Annotated in this window: 17 protein-coding genes and 1 pseudogene; 7 read left to right on the forward strand and 11 right to left on the reverse strand. The window is 74.2% G+C overall.

Annotation, left to right across the window (positions count from 1 at the left end; all coding sequences use genetic code 11):
* The first annotated feature begins 23 nt into the window (after positions 1 to 23).
* The 3 genes from ACI6QG_RS02705 to ACI6QG_RS02715 all read left to right on the forward strand — a co-directional run bounded on the left by ACI6QG_RS02705 (position 24) and on the right by ACI6QG_RS02715 (position 3,145).
* On the forward strand, positions 24 to 1,184 hold the full coding sequence (locus ACI6QG_RS02705; RefSeq protein ID WP_407023014.1) for an FAD-binding domain-containing protein: 1,161 nt from the start codon (positions 24 to 26) through the stop codon (positions 1,182 to 1,184).
* A 177-nt stretch (positions 1,185 to 1,361) separates the two neighbouring features.
* Positions 1,362 to 2,090, forward strand: coding sequence for a hypothetical protein (locus ACI6QG_RS02710; protein WP_407023015.1), 729 nt, complete (start codon positions 1,362 to 1,364; stop codon positions 2,088 to 2,090).
* Positions 2,087 to 3,145 (forward strand): toxic anion resistance protein, encoded by a 1,059-nt coding sequence (locus tag ACI6QG_RS02715; protein WP_407023016.1) that lies wholly within the window; start codon positions 2,087 to 2,089, stop codon positions 3,143 to 3,145. Before ACI6QG_RS02710 ends, ACI6QG_RS02715 begins: the two co-directional genes overlap by 4 nt.
* Before the next feature lie 25 nt (positions 3,146 to 3,170).
* Here the strand turns inward: ACI6QG_RS02715 and ACI6QG_RS02720 are convergent, their stop codons facing one another.
* The 7 genes from ACI6QG_RS02720 to rpmH all read right to left on the reverse strand — a co-directional run bounded on the left by ACI6QG_RS02720 (position 3,171) and on the right by rpmH (position 9,659).
* Positions 3,171 to 5,501 (reverse strand): hybrid sensor histidine kinase/response regulator, encoded by a 2,331-nt coding sequence (locus tag ACI6QG_RS02720; protein WP_407023017.1) that lies wholly within the window; start codon positions 5,499 to 5,501, stop codon positions 3,171 to 3,173.
* A gap of 61 nt (positions 5,502 to 5,562) precedes the next feature.
* Positions 5,563 to 6,444, reverse strand: a complete 882-nt coding sequence (argB, locus tag ACI6QG_RS02725; RefSeq protein WP_407023018.1) for an acetylglutamate kinase — start codon at positions 6,442 to 6,444, stop codon at positions 5,563 to 5,565.
* A 52-nt stretch (positions 6,445 to 6,496) separates the two neighbouring features.
* Positions 6,497 to 7,168 carry a ribosome biogenesis GTP-binding protein YihA/YsxC gene (gene yihA, locus ACI6QG_RS02730; protein WP_407023019.1) on the reverse strand — a complete coding sequence of 224 codons (672 nt, stop codon included), beginning with the start codon at positions 7,166 to 7,168 and terminating at the stop codon, positions 6,497 to 6,499.
* Positions 7,165 to 8,925, reverse strand: a complete 1,761-nt coding sequence (gene yidC, locus ACI6QG_RS02735) for a membrane protein insertase YidC (protein ID WP_407023020.1) — start codon at positions 8,923 to 8,925, stop codon at positions 7,165 to 7,167. Before yidC ends, yihA begins: the two co-directional genes overlap by 4 nt.
* A gap of 14 nt (positions 8,926 to 8,939) precedes the next feature.
* The gene (yidD, locus tag ACI6QG_RS02740; protein ID WP_407023021.1) at positions 8,940 to 9,170 is read right to left on the reverse strand and encodes a membrane protein insertion efficiency factor YidD; all 231 of its coding nucleotides are present in this window, start codon (positions 9,168 to 9,170) and stop codon (positions 8,940 to 8,942) included.
* On the reverse strand, positions 9,167 to 9,502 hold the full coding sequence (rnpA, locus tag ACI6QG_RS02745; protein ID WP_407023022.1) for a ribonuclease P protein component: 336 nt from the start codon (positions 9,500 to 9,502) through the stop codon (positions 9,167 to 9,169). The genes yidD and rnpA overlap by 4 nt, the downstream gene beginning before the upstream one ends.
* A 22-nt stretch (positions 9,503 to 9,524) precedes the next feature.
* Positions 9,525 to 9,659 carry a 50S ribosomal protein L34 gene (rpmH, locus tag ACI6QG_RS02750; protein ID WP_407023023.1) on the reverse strand — a complete coding sequence of 45 codons (135 nt, stop codon included), beginning with the start codon at positions 9,657 to 9,659 and terminating at the stop codon, positions 9,525 to 9,527.
* Between the two features lie 166 nt (positions 9,660 to 9,825).
* Between rpmH and ACI6QG_RS02755 the strand changes: the two genes are divergently transcribed.
* The 4 genes from ACI6QG_RS02755 to ACI6QG_RS02770 are packed head-to-tail and all read left to right on the forward strand — an operon-like array spanning position 9,826 to position 13,384.
* Positions 9,826 to 10,602 (forward strand): 3-hydroxybutyrate dehydrogenase, encoded by a 777-nt coding sequence (locus tag ACI6QG_RS02755; protein WP_407023024.1) that lies wholly within the window; start codon positions 9,826 to 9,828, stop codon positions 10,600 to 10,602.
* Positions 10,602 to 11,684 carry a patatin-like phospholipase family protein gene (locus ACI6QG_RS02760; RefSeq protein WP_407023025.1) on the forward strand — a complete coding sequence of 361 codons (1,083 nt, stop codon included), beginning with the start codon at positions 10,602 to 10,604 and terminating at the stop codon, positions 11,682 to 11,684. The genes ACI6QG_RS02755 and ACI6QG_RS02760 overlap by 1 nt, the downstream gene beginning before the upstream one ends.
* A gap of 15 nt (positions 11,685 to 11,699) precedes the next feature.
* Complete coding sequence (locus tag ACI6QG_RS02765) at positions 11,700 to 11,882, forward strand: hypothetical protein (RefSeq protein ID WP_407023026.1); 183 nt, start codon at positions 11,700 to 11,702, stop codon at positions 11,880 to 11,882.
* Positions 11,883 to 11,938: 56 nt separating this feature from the next.
* Positions 11,939 to 13,384: a DUF2252 domain-containing protein gene (locus tag ACI6QG_RS02770; protein WP_407023027.1), complete on the forward strand. Its 1,446-nt coding sequence runs from the start codon at positions 11,939 to 11,941 to the stop codon at positions 13,382 to 13,384.
* 171 nt (positions 13,385 to 13,555) lie between these two features.
* Here the strand turns inward: ACI6QG_RS02770 and ACI6QG_RS02775 are convergent, their stop codons facing one another.
* From ACI6QG_RS02775 to ACI6QG_RS02790, 4 genes and pseudogenes are all read right to left on the reverse strand, one after another.
* The gene (locus ACI6QG_RS02775) at positions 13,556 to 14,527 is read right to left on the reverse strand and encodes a Bug family tripartite tricarboxylate transporter substrate binding protein (protein WP_407023028.1); all 972 of its coding nucleotides are present in this window, start codon (positions 14,525 to 14,527) and stop codon (positions 13,556 to 13,558) included.
* 96 nt (positions 14,528 to 14,623) lie between these two features.
* Complete coding sequence (gene pgmG / locus ACI6QG_RS02780) at positions 14,624 to 16,030, reverse strand: phosphoglucomutase/phosphomannomutase PgmG (RefSeq protein ID WP_407023029.1); 1,407 nt, start codon at positions 16,028 to 16,030, stop codon at positions 14,624 to 14,626.
* A gap of 11 nt (positions 16,031 to 16,041) precedes the next feature.
* A complete protein-coding gene (locus tag ACI6QG_RS02785; RefSeq protein ID WP_407023030.1) occupies positions 16,042 to 16,911 on the reverse strand; it encodes a UTP--glucose-1-phosphate uridylyltransferase in 870 nt (289 codons plus the stop codon).
* An 81-nt stretch (positions 16,912 to 16,992) separates the two neighbouring features.
* Positions 16,993 to 17,186: pseudogene (locus ACI6QG_RS02790) on the reverse strand (hypothetical protein); the annotation flags it as partial.

Below are 17,186 nucleotides of genomic sequence, written 5' to 3' on the forward strand. Positions count from 1 at the left end.
CAGCGCGGGGCCACCTCGCGCCCATGGAGCTGCCTGACCCCACCCGCGCCGCCGGCCTCGCCCGGCTGCGCGCCTTCACGCCGCGCATGGGCGCGGCCTACGCCGCCGGGCGCAACGCCGACCCCGGGCCGGGCTTGCGCCAGGACGTCGCGCGGCTTTCCGCCCACCTGCGCCACCGGCTGCTGCTGGAGGAGGAGGTGGTGGGCGCGGCGCTGGCCGCGCACGGCCCGCAGGCGGCGGCGAAGTTCGTGCAGGAGGTGTTCTGGCGCACGTACTGGAAGGGCTTCCTGCAGCTGCGGCCCGCCCTGTGGGAGGACTGCAAGGCCGGGCTGGCGCAGGACCAGGCGCGGCTGCTGACCAATGGCGGCCTGCGCCGCGCGGTGGAGCAGGCGACGCAGGGCCGCACCGGCATCGCCCCCTTCGACGCCTGGGCGGCCGAGCTGCGCGAGCAGGGCTGGCTGCACAACCACGCGCGCATGTGGTTCGCCTCCATCTGGATCTTCACCCTGCGCCTTCCCTGGCGCCTGGGCGCCGAGCATTTCCGCCTGCACCTGGCCGATGCCGACGCCGCCTCCAACACGCTGTCCTGGCGCTGGGTGGCGGGCATCCAGACCCCCGGCAAGCACTACCTGGCGCGGGCGGAGAACATCGCGCGCTACACCGGCGGCCGCTTCGACCCGCGCGGGCAGCTGGACGAGGGTGCGGAACCGCTGGACGAGCCCGGCCCGCCGCCGCCCGCCCCGCTGCCGGCCCTGCCGCCGCTGCCCGATGGCGAGGTGGCGCTTCTGCTGCACGAGGACGACCTGCACGTGGAGTCGCTGCCCCCCTGGAGGGTGCGCCGCATCGCCGCCGTGGCGGCGCGCGACGATGCCGCCCCGCTGCCGCGCGCCTGGACCGCGGCGGCGCTGGAGGACGCGCTGGCCCGCGCCGAGGCGCGCTGGGGCGCCCCGGCGCGGCGCATCGCGGCGAAGGAGGTGACAACCTGGGCCGACGGGCTGCCGGTGGTGACGCCCGACATCCCCGCCGGCTGGCTGGACGACGCGCTGGCCGGCGTGGCGGCGCACCGCTGGCGCCGCCCGTGGGACGCCGCCTGCTGGCCACTGGCGCGCAAGGGCTTCTTCCCTTTCCGCGAAGCGATCCCCGAGCTGCTCGCGACGCTGGACCCGCGCCCGCCCGCGTGTTAACATTGTTTACATGCGCTGCCGCCGCCGACCGCTTGCACCGCGCCCCCCGCGGGACAAGATGATTTCCATGTCCCGCCCGCCCATCCTGGCCGGCCTGCCCACCCCGCTGCGCTGGGGTCTGGGCATGGGCCTGCTCTCCTTCTCCCTCTGGTTGCCCGCCTTCGTGGCGCTGTTCCGGTGAGCGGCGCGGTCCGCCGCTTCGGCTGGCGCGTCTGGTTCCTGCCGGTCTTCCTGTGGCCGCTGGGGTTGGACCTGCTCATCGAGCTGTTCCGCGCCCATCCGCGCGGGCTGCTGGGCGCCGCGCTGGGGCTGGGCCTGGCGGTGCTGGCGGCACGCCGCCTTGCCTCGGGCCGCCACGGCTCCAAGCGGGCAGGGGCGGTGCTGATGGGTGTCTCGGCGGGTCTGACTGCGCTGCTGGCGGCGCACCTGAACCCGGTGGCCGCCGTGCTGCTGGCCTTCGGGGCGTGGCTCGGCACCCGCCTGCTGACCGACGACCTGCCGGAGGCCGCGCCGGAGCCCCCGCCGCCGCCGCGCCCGGCGGAGGATGCGCTGGCCGCCATCCGCGCCCAGGTCTCGCGCAGCCGGCTGGCCGCGCCCTCCCTGCCCGAGGGCGCGCGCATCGCCGGCGCCGCCGGGGCGCTGGAGGCGGTGCTGGCCGACCTCGACCGCCGGCCGCGGCGCGTGCCCGAGGCGCGGCGCAGCCTGGCGCTGCAGGCGGACGGCCTGGCGCGCATCGTCGAGCGTCTGGAGGCCGGGGCCCGCCCGCCGCCCTCGCTGCCCGCGCTGCTGGACGACATGCGCGCCGCCACCGAGCGCCTGCGCGACGACCTTTCGGCCGCCGAGAGCGAGGCGCTGGACATCCAGGTGAAGGTGCTGGCCGAGCGGCTGCGCCAGGAGGGACCATGAGCGACACGCTTCCCGACCCCGCCCGCGAGGCCGCGATCGCCGAACTCGCGCAGGCGCTGGACGTGGACGACAGCGGCTCCATCCTGCGCTTCGGCGCGGCGGCGCAGTCGCGCGCCCAGGCGGCGGCCGACGCCATGCTGGAAGGCGCCCGCAACCAGGACACCGGCCCGGCCGGGCAGACCCTGGGCGAGATGCTGGCGGCGCTGAAGGGCTTCGACGTCACCCGCCTCGCCGGGCGGAAGCCCGGGCTGCTGCAGCGCTGGTTCACCCGCGCCGGCGCCGAGGCGACCGCCATCCTCCAGCGCTACGAGGGCGTGCGCGGCCAGGTGGAGCAGATCGGCGACCGGCTGGACGGCCACCGCACCCGCCTGCTGGAGGACGTGGAGCGGCTGGAGCGCCTCTACGTCGCCACGCTGGACTGGTTCCACGCCCTGGCCGACCACATCGCCGCCGGGGAGCGCGTGCTGGCCCGCACCGACGCCGAGCGCATCCCCGCCCTGGTGGCCGCCACCGAGGCGGGCGACGACCCCCTGGCCCCGCAGCGCCTGCGCGACGCCCGCGCCGCGCGCGACGAGCTGGAGCGGCGCGTGCACGACCTGCGGCTGACGCGGCAGGTGGCGATGCAGGCGCTCCCTTCCATCCGGCTGATCCAGGAGAACGACAAGGCGCTGGCGGCCAAGATCCAGTCGGTGCTGGCCAACACGGTGCCGCTGTGGCGCCAGCAGCTGGCCCAGGCCCTGGCCATCCACCGGATGCGGGAGGCCGGGCGCGCCGTGAAGGCCGCCACCGACCTCACCAACGAGCTGCTGACCGCCAACGCCCAGACCCTGCGCCAGGGCAACCTGGAGGCCCGCCAGGAACTGGAGCGCGGCACCTTCGACCTGGAGGCGGTGAAGCAGGCCAACGCCGCGCTGATCGGCACCATCGAGGACAGCCTGCGCATCGCCGACGAGGCGCGCAGCATGCGCCGCAACGCCGAGAAGGAGCTGGCGGCCTGCGAGCAGGCGATCCGGCAGGCGTTGACCCAGCCGCGCGCCACGGCCCCGGCGCGATAGGCCAGCCCCCCGCCTGGCTGCGGCCTCAGGGGGCGGCCAGCGCCTCCAGCGCCGCCAGCAGGCGGCGGCGCTCGATGGGCTTGGACAGGTGGCCGTCCATGCCGGCGGCGCGGGTGGCGTCCAGGTCCTCGGGGAAGACGCGGGCGGTGAGCGCGATGACGGGGGTGCGCCCCAGCGGGTCGGGCAGGGCGCGCAGGCGGCGCGTCGCCTCCAGCCCGTCCATCACCGGCATCATCACGTCCATCAGCACCGCGTCGAAGGGGGCGCCGCCCGCCGCCGCGTCCTGCAGCGCCGCCAGCGCCTCGGCGCCGGAGGCGGCGGTGGCCACCTCGATCCCCGTGGGCGCCAGCATGGCCTTCACCACCGCCAGGTTGGCCGGGGCGTCGTCCACCGCCAGCACCCGCAGGCGCAGCGGCCGGGGCGCATCCGGCGGCGGCGGCGGCGTGGCCGGCACCAGCGGCAGGTCCACCACGAAGCGCGCCCCATGGCCGCGCGGCCCGTCCTCCACCGCAATGGCGCCGCCCATCAGCGCCACCAGCCGGGCCGAGATGGCCAGCCCGAGCCCAGTGCCCTCCACCGCGCCGTCCAGGCGGGCGAACTCGCTGAACAGGGCGTTGCGCGCCTCGGGCGGGACGCCGGCGCCCTGGTCCTCCACCGCGATGCGCAGGCGGCCGCCCGAGGTGCCGGCGACCAGCGTCACGTCGCTGCCCTCGGGGGTGAACTTCACCGCGTTGCCCAGCAGGTTGACCAGGATCTGGCGCAGGCGGGTGGCGTCGGCGCGCAGGCCGGCCGGCAGCCCCTCCAGCCGCGCCACCAGCCGCACCCGGCGGGCGGCGGCGGTGGGGGCCAGGATGCGCAGCGCCGCCTCGAAGGGCTCGCGCGCCGCCACCGGCTCCTCCTGCAGGGCGAGGCGGCCAGCCTCCATCGCGGCGAGGTCCAGCACGTCGTTCGCCAGGGCCAGCACGTGGCGGGCGGCGGCGTCGGCCAGGGCGGCGCGCTCCCGCGCCTCGGCCGGCAGGGCGGGGTCGGCGCGCAGCGCCTCGGTGATGCGCAGCAGGGAGCCGAGCGGCGTGCGCAGCTCGTGCGAGACGTGGGACAGCAGCAGGGACCGCGCGCGCATGGCCCCGGCCGCGGCGTCGCGCGCCGCCGCCAGCTCGGCGCGCGCCCGGTGTTCCTCCGTCACGTCGGTGTGGATGCCGACCAGGGCGCCATCGGGCAGGTGGCGCTGGTGGATGCGCAGCACGGTGCCGTCGGGCAGGGTGCGCTCGAACGGGCGGTCCAGGATGCCGCGCTGGCCCATGCGGGCGGCCAGCTGGGCCTCCGCATCGGGCTGGCCGCGCAGGGCATCGGCCGAGAGCGCCTCGAAGGACTCGCCGCGGCGCAGCGTGGTGGGGGTGGAGCGGTAGAGCTCCTCCAGCCGCGGGTTCCACAGCACCAGCCGGTCGGCGGCGTCCCACATCACGAAGCCGTCCGGCAGGCCGGCGACCGCGGCCTGGAGGCGCTGCATGCCTTCCTCCTCCACCCGCCGCGCCTGCTGGCGGGCCAGGGCCAGCAGCGCCGCCAGCATGCCCAGCAGCGCCACCAGGGCCATGAAGCCGGTGGCGACCAGCTTCACCCGGCCGCGCAGCCGCAGCCAATCCGCCATCGCGGTGGCGTCCGGCAGCACCGCCACCACCCACAGGCCCTGGAAGCCCAGCGCGGCGCGGGCGGCATGCGCCCAGCCGCCGCCCTGGCGTTCCAGCCGGCGCATCGCCAGCCCCTCGGGCGCCCATGCGGTGGGCGGCTGCAGCCTGCGGCCGATCAGGGCGGCCTGCGCGGCATCGGCGCCCAGCACGAGGCCGTCCGCGGTTTCCAGGCGCAGGCGCAGCCCGGCGCCGCCCGCCACGGGGGCGAGGATGGCGGCGAGTTCGGGCGCGGTGAGGATGGCAGCCACCGTCACCGGCGTGCCCTCGGCCATCGGCACATGGCGCGTCACCTCAATCGCCCAGCCGTCGCGGCGGCGCAGCGGCCCGGACAGCGCGAGGTCGGCCTCGGTGGCGTGCGGCAGGCGGACGGCGTTCTCGGGCAGGGTGGCGTCGGCGGCGTGCACGGCCAGCCGGTCCATGCCGCCGGGACCGGCGCCGGCGGCACCGGTGCGCACCATGTAGTCCAGCGCATCCAGCCGCCGCGCCATGCCGGTGAACTCGCGCTCCAGCGCAGCATGGGCCAGCACGGCGCCGCGCACGGTGGCGTCGGCGGCAATGCGGGCCGAGAGGGCATCGCCGCGGTCCAGCAGGCGCTGGGTGGCCAGCGCGACCAAGCCGAGCACCCCCGCCGTGATCACGGCGACCAGCAGCAGGAGGCGTTGGTTCGGCATCCGGCCTTTGCTACCCTGGCGCGAGTTAAGGCGGAAGCTACTCGCGCCTGAGGGGAAACACTCAGGGCTTGATGAGCGTGCCCGCGCCCTTGTCGGTGAACAACTCGCGAAGGACGGCGTGGGGCACGCGGCCGTCGAGGATGACCGCGCCCTTCACGCCGCGCTCCACCGCGTAGATGCAGGTCTCGACCTTGGGGATCATGCCCCCGGCGATCCAGCCATCGGCGATGCCCTGGCGGGCCTCGGCCACCGTCATCTCCGGGATGAAGCGCTTGTCGGCATCCAGCACGCCGGCCACGTCGGTCAGCATCAGCATGCGCTCGGCCTCCAGCGCGCCGGCGATGGCGCCGGAGACGGTGTCGGCGTTGATGTTGTAGGTGGTGCCGTCGGCGCCGACGCCCACGGGGGCGACGACGGGGATGATGTCGGCGCCGATCAGCAGCTTCAGCACCCGCGTGTCCACGCTTTCCGGCTCGCCCACCAGCCCGAGGTCGAGCACCTGCTCGATGTTGGAGCCGGGGTCCTTCACGGTGCGGGTGGCCTTGCGGGCGCGGATCAGCCCGCCATCCTTGCCGGAGATGCCCACGGCCAGCGCGCCGGCGCGGGTGATGCTCTCGGCCACCTGCTTGTTGACGGTGCCGGCGAGCACCATCTCGACCACCTCGACCATCTGCTGGTCGGTGACGCGCAGGCCCTGCACGAAGGTGGACTTCACCCCCAGCCGGCCCAGCATGGCGTTGATCTGCGGGCCGCCGCCGTGCACCACCACGGGGTTCACCCCCACCTGCTCCAGCAGGGCGATGTCGCGGCCGAAGCGCAGCGCGGTGCCTTCCTCGCCCATCGCGTGGCCGCCATACTTCACCACCACGATCTGGTCGTCGTAGCGCTTGAGGTAGGGCAGGGCGCCGATCATGGATTCCATGGTGGCCTCGGCGTCGGTCATGCGGCGTGTCCCCGTGTGCTGGGCGCCTGTTTCGGAAGCGCCGCGCCCCCCGTCAAGCCAGGGCGGCGAGTTCCGCGCGCAGCTCATCCATGCCCAGCCCGGTCTCGCTGGAGGTGACGAGGACCAGGGGGTGGCCGGCGGGGTGGCGGCGGGCCAGGCCCTGCACCTCGGCCAGGCGCTTCGCCAGGTCGGGCGGCTTCACGCCGTCGGCCTTGGTGAGCACCAGCTGGAAGGGCACGGCCGCCTTGTCCAGCAGGGTCATCACCGCGCGGTCGGAGGACTTGGTGTCGATGCGCGCGTCCAACAGCAGCAGCACGCGGCGCAGGTTGGGGCGGCCGCGCAGGTAGTCGAACATCAGCCCCTGCCAGTCCTCCTTCACCAGCTTGGACGCCTTGGCGTAGCCGTAGCCCGGCATGTCCACCAGCGTCAGCGGCACCTCGGGCGCGGAGAAGAAGTTGAGCTGCTTGGTGCGCCCCGGCGTGACCGAGACGCGCGCCAGCGCCTTCTGCCCCGCCAGGGCATTGGTGAGCGAGGACTTGCCGACGTTGGAGCGACCGGCCAGAGCGACCTCGATGCCCTCGGGCGGCGGCAGCAGCTCCAGCGTCTGGGTGGCGGTGCGGAAGGCCCAGGGCCGGGCGAACAGCAGCCGCCCGGCTTCCAGCAGCGCCGCGCGCTCGCCCTCGTCGCGCGCCTCGCTCAGCCCCCCGGCGGGCAGGGTGGTCACGGCTTGGCGCCGCCGCCCTGCGCCGGCGTCAGCGCCGCCGCGGCGCGCTGCTTGTCGAGGCGGATAATGTAGCCCTGCTGCGCGATGGACAGCAGGTTGTTCCACGCCCAGTAGATGATGAGCCCCGCCGGGAAGGAGGCCAGCATGAAGGTGAAGATCACCGGCATCCAGGCGAAGACCTTCTGCTGGATGGGGTCGGGCGGCTGAGGGTTCAGGCGCTGCTGCAGCCACATGGTCACGCCCATGATCAGCGCCCAGGCCGGCAGGTGGAAGAAGGCCGGCGGGTCGAAGGGCAGCAGGCCGAACAGGTTGAACAGGTTGGTGGGGTCGGGCGCCGAAAGGTCGCGGATCCAGCCGAAGAACGGGGCGTGGCGCATCTCGATGGTGACGAACAGCACCTTGTAGAGCGCGAAGAACACCGGGATCTGGATCAGGATGGGCAGGCAGCCGGAGGCGGGGTTGATCTTCTCCGTCTTGTACATGGCCATCATCTCGGCCTGCATCTTGGCCGGGTCGTCCTTGTAGCGCTCCCGGATCTCCGTCATCTTCGGCGCCAGCAGGCGCATCTTGCTCATGCTCTTGTAGGCCTTGTTCGCCAGCGGGAAGAAGGCGAGCTTGAGCAAAAGCGTGAAGATCAGGATGGCCACGCCGAAATTGCCCGTGGCGTGGAACAGCCAGTCCAGCGCGTAGAAGAACGGCTTGGTGATGAAGTAGAACCAGCCGAAGTCGATCGCCTTGTCGAAGTCCTGGATGCGCAGCTCGTCGCGGTAGCGGTCCAGCAGCCGCACCTCCTTCGCGCCGGCGAACAGGCGGGTGGCGAAGGCGTCCTCCGCGCCCGGGGCGATGGTGGCGGCGGCCGGCGGCGCCACGTCCACCTGCCAGCGGTCCACGTTGCCCTCGGGCACGTGGCGGAAGGCGGAGCGCACGCGCTGGCCGTCCTGCACGCGGGTCAGCGCCGTCAGCCAGTACTTGTCGGACAGGCCGGCCCAGCCCTGCGTCGCCTCGCCCTCGAAGGCGGTGCCGCGGTTGCGGGTGCCGGCGTCGCGGCCATCCTTGTAGGTGACCTCGTTCAGCCGGCCGTCCTGCACGGCGATGAAGCCCTCGTGCAGGATGAAGAAGCCGGCGGTGGCCGGGGTGCGCTCGCGCCGGATGCGCGCCCAGGGCAGCAGGGAGACGGCATCGCCGCCGCGGTTCACCACGCGCTGGCGCACCTGGAACATGTAGTCGTCGTCCAGGCTCACCACCGCCTCGAACAGCTGGCCCTGGCCGTTGTCCCAGGTGAAGGTGACCGGCGTGGCGGCCGTGAGCGGGCCGCCGGTGACCGTCCAGTCGGTGTCGTTGCCGGGCACGGCGGTGCGGCCGTCCGCGGCGGTCCAGCCCCATTGCGCGAAGTAGCCCTCGGGAAGGCCGCGGGGGGCCAGCAGCCGCACGAGGGCGGAATCGCGCTCGATGGTCTCGCGGTAGCCCTTCAGCACCAGCTGGTCCAGCAGCAGCCCGCGGGCGGAGATGCGGCCCTCCACGCGGCCATTGGCCACCGCGACCTGCTGGGCCGGCTGGGCGGCGGGGGCCTCGGCGACGCTGGCGGCCGCGCCGGGGGCCGTGGGCGCCACCGGGGCGGGCACCGCCGGGGCCGCGGCCTGCTGCTGCGTCACGGCCGGCGGCGGCGCGGGGGGCGCCACCATGCGGTTGTACACGTCGAAGATCAGCAGGATGCCGACCGAAAGGGCGATCGCCGCCAGGAGGCGCTTCTGGTCCATGGGTGGTCCGGTGTTCAGCCTTGCCGCGGCGGCACGGGGTCGTGCCCGCCGGGATGCCAGGGGTTGCAGCGCAGGATGCGGCGCGTGGCAAGCCACGATCCGCGCAGCGCGCCGTGTTCGGAAACCGCGCCGAGCGCGTAGTCGGAGCAGGAGGGCAGGAAGCGGCAGTTGCAGCCCAGCACCGGCCGCAGCGTCCACTGGTAGGCCAGCACGGCGCCCTTCAGCGCCACCGCGCCCGGGCTCATGGCGCGGCGCCCGTGCGGCGCAGGGCGGCGCGCAGCTCCTCCAGCAGGGTGGGCCAGGGGCAGGCGGGGGTGCCGTCGCGCGCGATCAGCACCAGGTCGTGGCCGGCGGCGGCACCACCGGCCAGCACCAGCCGCGCCGCGGCGCGCAGGCGGCGCTTGGCGCGGTTGCGCGTCACGGCGTCGCCGATCTTCTTGGTGGCGGTGAAGCCCAGCCGCGCCGGGGCCTCGTCGCCCCGCGGCAGGGCCTGGAGCACCAGGTGGCGCCCCGCGGCCTTGCGGCCTTCCCGCGCCGCGCGCAGGAACTCGGCCCGGCGCTTCAGCCCGGCGGCCATGGCGCGCGGGACCCGGCGCCGATCAGGCGGAGAGCTTGGCGCGGCCCTTGGCGCGGCGGTTGGCCAGCACCTTGCGGCCGCCGGGCGTGGCGGAACGGGTGCGGAAGCCGTGGCGGCGCTTGCGGACGAGCTTGGACGGCTGATAGGTGCGCTTCACGGCGTCGAACTCCTGGAAACACGAATCTGTGCGGGGCCGCGTCGCCGCGCCCCGGGGGTGGCGGGGGTATAGGGAGGGCGGGGCGGCGGCGTCAACCGCGCCGCGCGCATGGACGCCCGGCCCCGGCTGGCGTATCGCAGTGCGGAAGGCAGGAGGCACCCCCCAGATGGAACAGACGCTCGCGGGCCAGGCGGCCCTGGTCACCGGCTCCACCTCCGGCATCGGGCTGGCGATCGCGCGCTTCCTGCACCAGTCCGGCGCGCGGGTGATGCTGAACGGCTTCGGCAAGCCCGAGGACATCGCCGCCGCCCAGGCCGCCTGCGGCGGCGCGCCGCACAGCCCGGCCGACATGTCCAGGCCCGAGGAGGTGCGCGCCATGGTGGCCGAGGCCGAATCCGCCTTCGGCCGGCTGGACATCCTGGTGAACAACGCCGGCATCCAGCACGTCTCGCCGGTGGAGGAGTTCCCGGCGGCCAAGTGGGACGCCATCCTCGCCATCAACCTGTCGTCCAACTTCCACGCCATCGCCGCCGCCCTGCCGGGCATGCGCGCGCGCGGCCACGGGCGCATCGTCAACATCGCCTCCGCCCACGGCCTCGTCGCCTCGCCGTTCAAGACGGCCTACGTGGCGGCCAAGCACGGGGTGGTGGGGCTGACCAAGTCGGTGGCGCTGGAGGTGGCGGAGGCGCCGATCACCTGCAACGCCGTCTGCCCCGGCTTCGTGCGCACGCCGCTGGCCGAGGCGCAGGTGCCGCCGCTGGCCGGGAAGCACGGCGTGTCGGAGGAGGCGGCGCTGAAGGACTTCCTGCTCGCCAAGCAGCCCTCCAAGCGCTGGATCGAGCCGGAGGAGGTGGCCCGCATGGTGCTGTGGCTGGTCGGCCCGGATTCCGGCGGGGTGAACGGCGCCGCCTTGTCCATCGACGGCGGGTGGCTGGCGGCCTGATGGACGGCGCCACCCCGCCCGAGGGCGCGCCCAAGGAACGCTCCAGCCCCGCCGTGGCGCGGCCGGTGCGCCGGCGCGTCAACCTGGCGCTGCAGGGCGGCGGCACGCATGGCGCCTTCACCTGGGGCGCGCTGGACCGGCTGCTGGAGGAGGAGGACCTGGACTTCGACGGCCTGTCCGGCACCTCGGCCGGGGCCATCAACGGCGCCATCTTCGCCCTGGGGCTGCTGGAGGACGGGCGGGCCGGCGCCAAGGCGGCGCTGGAGCGCTTCTGGCGGGCGCTGGGCTCCAAGTTCGCCGTCTCGCCCTTCCGCTCCACGCCGGTGGAGAAGGCGCTGTGGGGCTGGGACCTGTCCTACAACATCGGCTGGAACGCGTTCGAGACGGTGACGCGGATGCTGTCGCCCTACCAGATCAACCCGTTCCCGATGGAGTTCAATCCGCTGCGCAAGGCGCTGGACGAGTCGCTCGACCTCGCCCGGCTGCGCGGCGACAAGAACGCCATCCGCCTGTTCATCTCCGCCACCAACGTCCGCACCGGCAAGCCCAAGGTGTTCACCCGGCCGGAGATCACGGTGGACGCGCTGCTGGCCTCCGCCTGCCTGCCCAACGTGTTCCGCGCCGTGGAGATCGACGGCGAGGCCTACTGGGATGGCGGCTACCTGGGCAACCCGGCGCTGTGGCCGCTCTACCACGACCGCCTGGCCTCGGACATCGTGCTGGTGCAGCTGAACCCGCTGCTGCGGCCGGAGCTGCCGACCACCACCGGCGACATCATGAACCGGCTGAACGAGATCTCCTTCAACGCCTCGCTGATGAGCGAGATGCGCGCCATCGACTTCGTGCAGCGCATGCTGGACGCAGGGCGCCTGGAGCAGCCGCGCTACCGCCGCCTGTTCCTGCACATCATCGAGGACGAGACGCGGATGCGCGCCTTCAAGCTGTCCACCAAGTTCAACGGCGACTGGGACTTCCTGCAGACCTTGCGCGACTACGGGCGCGAGGCGGCGGACCGCTTCCTGCGCGAACGCGGCGGGCGCATCGGCAAGGAAAGCACGCTGGACATCCAGCGTTACCTCTAGGTAAGGCAACGGCCCATGGAAACCGGCACCGTCCTGCGCCTCGCGGCCTCCGTCCTGCTCGCCCTCGGCGGCCTGTTCCTGACGCGCACGCACCTGGAGCTGTCCAGCGAGCAGCTGGGCGTGCTGGTCTTCGCCGGCGCGGTGCTGTGGGGCTACCGCACGGTGGCGGCGCATTTCGACCGCCAGGACCGTCCCTGACGGGATGTTCACGTGCCGGCCGGCCCACCGTGGCAAGGCCGGCGCGTTGAGGGCAGGTGAGCCCGCCCGACACGCTGCTGCCGCCGCCCGAGATCGCCGCCGACCGCCTGCCGCCCGAGGCGGCCTCCGCCCTGCTGACGCCGGAGGAGGAACGCCCGCGCATCAACCTCCGCGCCCAGGGCGAACCCTGGACCAGGCGGCGCGAGGCCGGGCTGGCCCTGCGTGCCATCCTGCCGCGCGAGGCGCTGGCGGAATGGTCGCCGCCCGCCGCCCGGCCTGACCCGCTCGCCCTGGTCGCCGCCGCGGAGCAGGGGCGGCAGGAGGAGCTGCTGCCGCTGCGGCGCGAGCGGATGGCGCAGGGACCCTTCGCCTTCCTGCGCGGCAGCGCCGGCGTGATGGCCATGGACCTGGCGAGCCTGCCGCGCACCGGCATCGAGGTGGTGGCGAACGGCGACGCCCACATCAGCAATTTCGGCCTGTTCGGCACCCCCACCGGCGAGGTGGTGCTGGACCTGAACGACTTCGACGAGGTGGCGGTGGGCCCCTGGGAGCCCGACCTGCTGCGCCTCGTCGCCTCGGTCGCCGTGGCGGGCGGCGAGGCCGGGCTGGACGCGGCGGCCCGCGCCTCGGCGGTGGAGGAGGCGGTGGGCGGCTATGCCCGCACCATGCGCCGCCTGGCGCCGCTGGGCGCGGCGGAGGTGTGGGCGGAAGCCACGCCGCTGGACCTGCGCGGCGCGCCGGGCCTGCTGGCGCATGGCGCTGCCCACGCGGTGCTGCGTGAGGCGGTGGCGCGCGCCCGCCGCCGCACCAGCCGCCGCCTGTTGCGGCAGAGCGGCGAGCGCCGGGTGGATGGCGGCTGGCGCATCCGTCAGGCGCCGCCGGTCACCACCGCCATCGCCGAGGCGCGGCGCGAGGCGGTGATCTCCGCCCTGGAGCGCTACGCCGAGACGCTGCCGCGCGAGCGCCGCTACCTGCTGCAGCGCTATCGCGCGGTGGACGTGGCGCACCGGGTGGTGGGCGTCGGCTCGGTGGGGCTGCGCGCCTTCCTGGCGCTGCTGTTCGGCAACAGCGACGACGACGCCCTGTTCCTGCAGGTGAAGGAGGCGGCGCCGCCCGCCGCCCTGCCGGTGCTGCCGCGCCAGCCGCATGACTGGCGCCGGCACGAGGGCGAGCGCGTGGTGCACGGCCAGCGGCTGCTGCAGGCGGTGGGCGACCCTTTCCTGGGCTGGACCCAGGTGGAGGGCCGGCCGTGCTACGTGCGGCAGATGCGCAACCTGAAGGGCGACATCGCCCTGCCCTGGGAGCGGCCGGCGGCGTTGCACGCCTTCCTGTCGGCCTATGGCGCGCTGCTGGCCCGCGCCCATGCCCGCACGGGGGACGCCGCGGCCATCAGCGGCTGGTGCGGCGGCGGCCACGCCCTGGGCCGCGCCCTGGCCGCCTTCGCCGAGCGCTACCGCACGCAGGTGATGGCCGACCACGCGGCCTTCCTGGAAGCCGGCTGAACGCGCCCAGCCGCCAGGCGCGGCGAGGGTGGCGCCGGAGTCCGCCGCCTTGTGTGCCAAAGCGTTCGGGCAGCGCGGCATCCTGCCAGGGTCACGCCGGCTCCACCCTCCCGAAACCACTTCACAGGTGGAGTGGGACGGCGCGGGATGCGGGAGCCGAAGCGGTGAACGCTACTCCACCTGCATCCGCAGCGCCTGCACCAGCGGCCGCACGGCGGCGACCTGTCCATGCACCATGGCGGCGAATTCCGCGGGGGAGTTGCCGCCGGGCTCGGCGCCCAGCTCCTCCACCCGCGCCACCAGGGCGGGGTGGCGGGCGGCGGCGGCGATCTCCGCGTGCCAGCGCTGCAGGATGGGCTCGGGCGTGCGGGCGGGGGCGAAGAAGCCGTTCCATCCCAGCAGCTCGGCGTTGGGGAAGCCCTGCTCGCGCACGGTGGCGATGTCGGGCAGGGCGCGGGCGCGGGCGGCCGCCAGGGTGGCGACCGGCCGCAGCGCGCCCCCGCGGATGTGCGGCAGCGAGGAGGAGAGCTGGTCGCCGCCGAACTGGATGCGCCCGGCCAGCATGTCCTGCACCAGCGGGGCGGCGCCGCGGAACGGCACGTGCTCCATGGGGAAGGCGCCGTCGCGCTTCAGCACCTCGCCCACCAGGTTGATGGTGCTGCCGGGGCCGGTGGAGCCGTAGAAGGGCGCGGTGGGCTGCGCCTTCGCCCAGGCGGCGAACTCCCGCAGGTTGCTGGCCGGCACGTCGCGGTGGACCAGCAGCATCATCGGCACGTTGGCGCCGAGGCTGAGCGGGGCGAAGTCGCGCTCGATGGAGTGGGGCGCGCGGCCGGCGAATTCCAGCGCGGCGGTGGTGGTGGAGAAGGTGAGGTTGTGGAACAGCAGCGTCTGCCCGTCCGGCGCCGCCTTGGCGACCACGTCGGCGCCGATGGACCCGCCGCCGCCGCCCCGGTTCTCCACCACCACGGAACTGCCGAGGGCTTCGGTGAGGCGCTGGGCATAGAGGCGCGCCAGGATGTCGGTGGTGCCGCCGGCGGGGAAGGGCACGACCACGCGGACCGTTCCGGCGGGGGCCCAGGCCTGGGCGCGGGCTAGGGCGGGCGCGAGCAGCGGCAGGCCGAGGGCCAGGCGGCGGGTGAGCATGGGGCGTTCCTCCAGCGCGGCCCTCTTGCCTGGGGCCGCGCCGGGAATCATGGACGCCCGTTCAAGGCGTGGTCAATCACCTGCCGCGGTGCGGCGTCAGTGGCCCGCGTTCTCGCCCGAGAAGTCCGGGGCCTGCAGGCCGGACGCCTCCAGCTGGCGCACGAGCGACGCCTTCAGCCGCTCCAGCCCTTCGGCGCTGGAGGCCTCGCAGCGGGCCACCAGCACGGCCTGGGTGTTCGACGCCCGCAGCAGCCACCAGCCATCGGCGGTCTGCACCCGCACGCCATCCACCGCGGAGACCTGCGCGCCCTCGGCGGCGAGGCGACCGCGCACTTCCTCGACCACGGCGAACTTGCGCTCCTCCGTGCAGTCGAAGCGCAGCTCCGGGGTGTTGATCACCTGCGGCATGGCGGCGCGGATGGAGGACAGGTCGGTGTCGGCCCGCGCCACGATGCCCAGCAGCCGCACGGCGGAATAGGGCGCGTCGTCGAAGCCGTACCAAGTGTCGGCGAAGAAGATGTGGCCCGACATCTCGCCGGCCAGCGGCGCCTTGGTCTCGGCCATCTTCGCCTTGATCAGCGAGTGGCCGGTCTTCCACATCAGCGGCTGGCCGCCGGCCTTCGCCACCTCGTCGAACAGGACCTGGGAGGCCTTCACGTCGGCGATGATGGTCTCGCCCGGGCGGCGCTTCAGCACGTCGCGCGCCAGGACCACCAGCAGCTGGTCGCCGAACAGGATGTTGCCCTCATTGTCCACCACGCCGATGCGGTCGGCGTCGCCGTCGAAGGCGATGCCGAGGTCGGCGCCGCGCGCCTTCACCTCGGCGATGATCTGCACGAGGTTCTTGGCCACCGTGGGGTCCGGGTGGTGCGCCGGGAAGGTGCCGTCGATGGTGCCGTTGATGACGGTGTGGGTGCCGGGCAGGCGGGCGGCCAGCATCTTGGTGATCTCGGCGCCCGAGCCGTTGCCGGGGTCCCACACCACGTTCAGCGGGCGCTCGCCGCCGTCGTAGTCCTGCAGCATGCGGGCCACATAGGCCTCGGCGATGTCCACGCTGCGCTCGCTGCCCCGGGCCTCGGGCACCACGTCGCCGGCGGCAGCGAAGCGGCCGAGTTCCTGGATGTCCTTGCCGAAGAAGGGCTTCTTGCCGAGCATGGACTTGAAGCCGTTGTAGTCCGGCGGGTTGTGGCTGCCGGTCACCATGATCGCGCCGTCGGTGGCGAAGTGGTAGGCGGCGAAATACAGCATCGGCGTCGGGCAGGTGCCGACGCGGATCACCTCCATCCCGCTCGCCATCAGCCCGGCCACCAGCCGCGGCTCGAGCTCGGGCGAGGAAAGGCGGCCATCGCGCCCGACCGCCACCTTGGAGCCACCGGCGCGGGCGACGATGGAGCCGAAGACCCGGCCGATGGCGAAGGCGTCGTCACCCGACAGGGTTTTGCCGACGATGCCGCGGATGTCGTACTCGCGCAGCGTGGTCTTCTCGAAGTCGTGGCGGAACATCGTCGCGTCCTTCAACGGTAGTTCGGCAGGAAGCCGCGCACGCCCTCGGCCAGTTCGGGGCGCTGCAGCGCGAAGGCCAGCTGCGCCTCCAGGAAGCCCAGCTTGTCGCCGCAATCGAAGCGGCGCCCCTCGTAGCGCAGCCCGTGGAAGGGCTGGCTGCCGATCAGCTTGGCCATGCCGTCGGTCAGCTGGATCTCGCCGCCCGCGCCCTTCTCGTGCTTGGCCAGGTGGCCGATCACCTCGGGCATCAGCACGTAGCGGCCGATGACGGTGAGGTTGGAGGGCGCGACCTCCGGCTTGGGCTTCTCGACGAGGCCCTTCACCGAGACCAGCCGCCCCTTGTCCTCGGCGATGTCGAGCACGCCGTACTTGGAGACGCGCTCCATCGGCACTTCCTCGATGGCCACGACGTTGCCGCCGGTTTCCTGGTAGGCGTCGGCCAGCTGCTTGGTGCAGGAGACGTCGCACATCATCAGGTCATCGGGCAGCAGGATGGCGAAGGGCTCGTCGGCGATGAAGTGGCGCGCGCACCAGATGGCGTGGCCCAGGCCGAGCGGCACCTGCTGGCGGGTGGTGAGCACGGAGCCCGGCGGCAGCGCCTGGGCGTGCAGCTCCTCCAGCTCCTTCTGCTTGCCGCGCTCGCGCAGCGTCGCCTCCAGCTCGAAGGCGAGGTCGAACTGCTCGACGATGGCGGTCTTGCCCCGGCCGGTGACGAAGCAGAACTGCTCGATGCCGGCGGCACGCGCCTCATCCACCGCGTACTGGATGAGGGGGCGGTCCACCACCGGCAGCAGCTCCTTCGCGACGGTCTTGGTGGCCGGCAGGAAGCGCGTGCCGAGGCCGGCGACCGGCATCACGGCCTTGCGAAGGGGCTTGGGCATCGGGGCGTCGTCCTCGGCTGGGAAAGTCGTGGCCGCCGTGGTGCCACGGCGGCGGGGCTTCGCCAAGCGGGCCGGGCAGGCTCAGCGCGAGGTCGCGCGGGCCAGTTGCAGCGTGGCCGGGCGCGGCGCCTCGGTGAGGCGGGTGCGCGGCGGCTGGGCGGCGGGCTGCCTGGACACGGCCGGGCGGGCGGTGGCCTCGACCGCGCGGGCGGTGCTGGGGACCTGCCGGGGGCGCGCCGCAGGCGCCGCCGCGGGCGGGCGGGCGCTGGCGCGGG

Source organism: Sabulicella flocculans (assembly GCF_045449635.1).
In the GTDB taxonomy this organism is placed as follows: Bacteria; Pseudomonadota; Alphaproteobacteria; order Acetobacterales; family Acetobacteraceae; genus Roseococcus.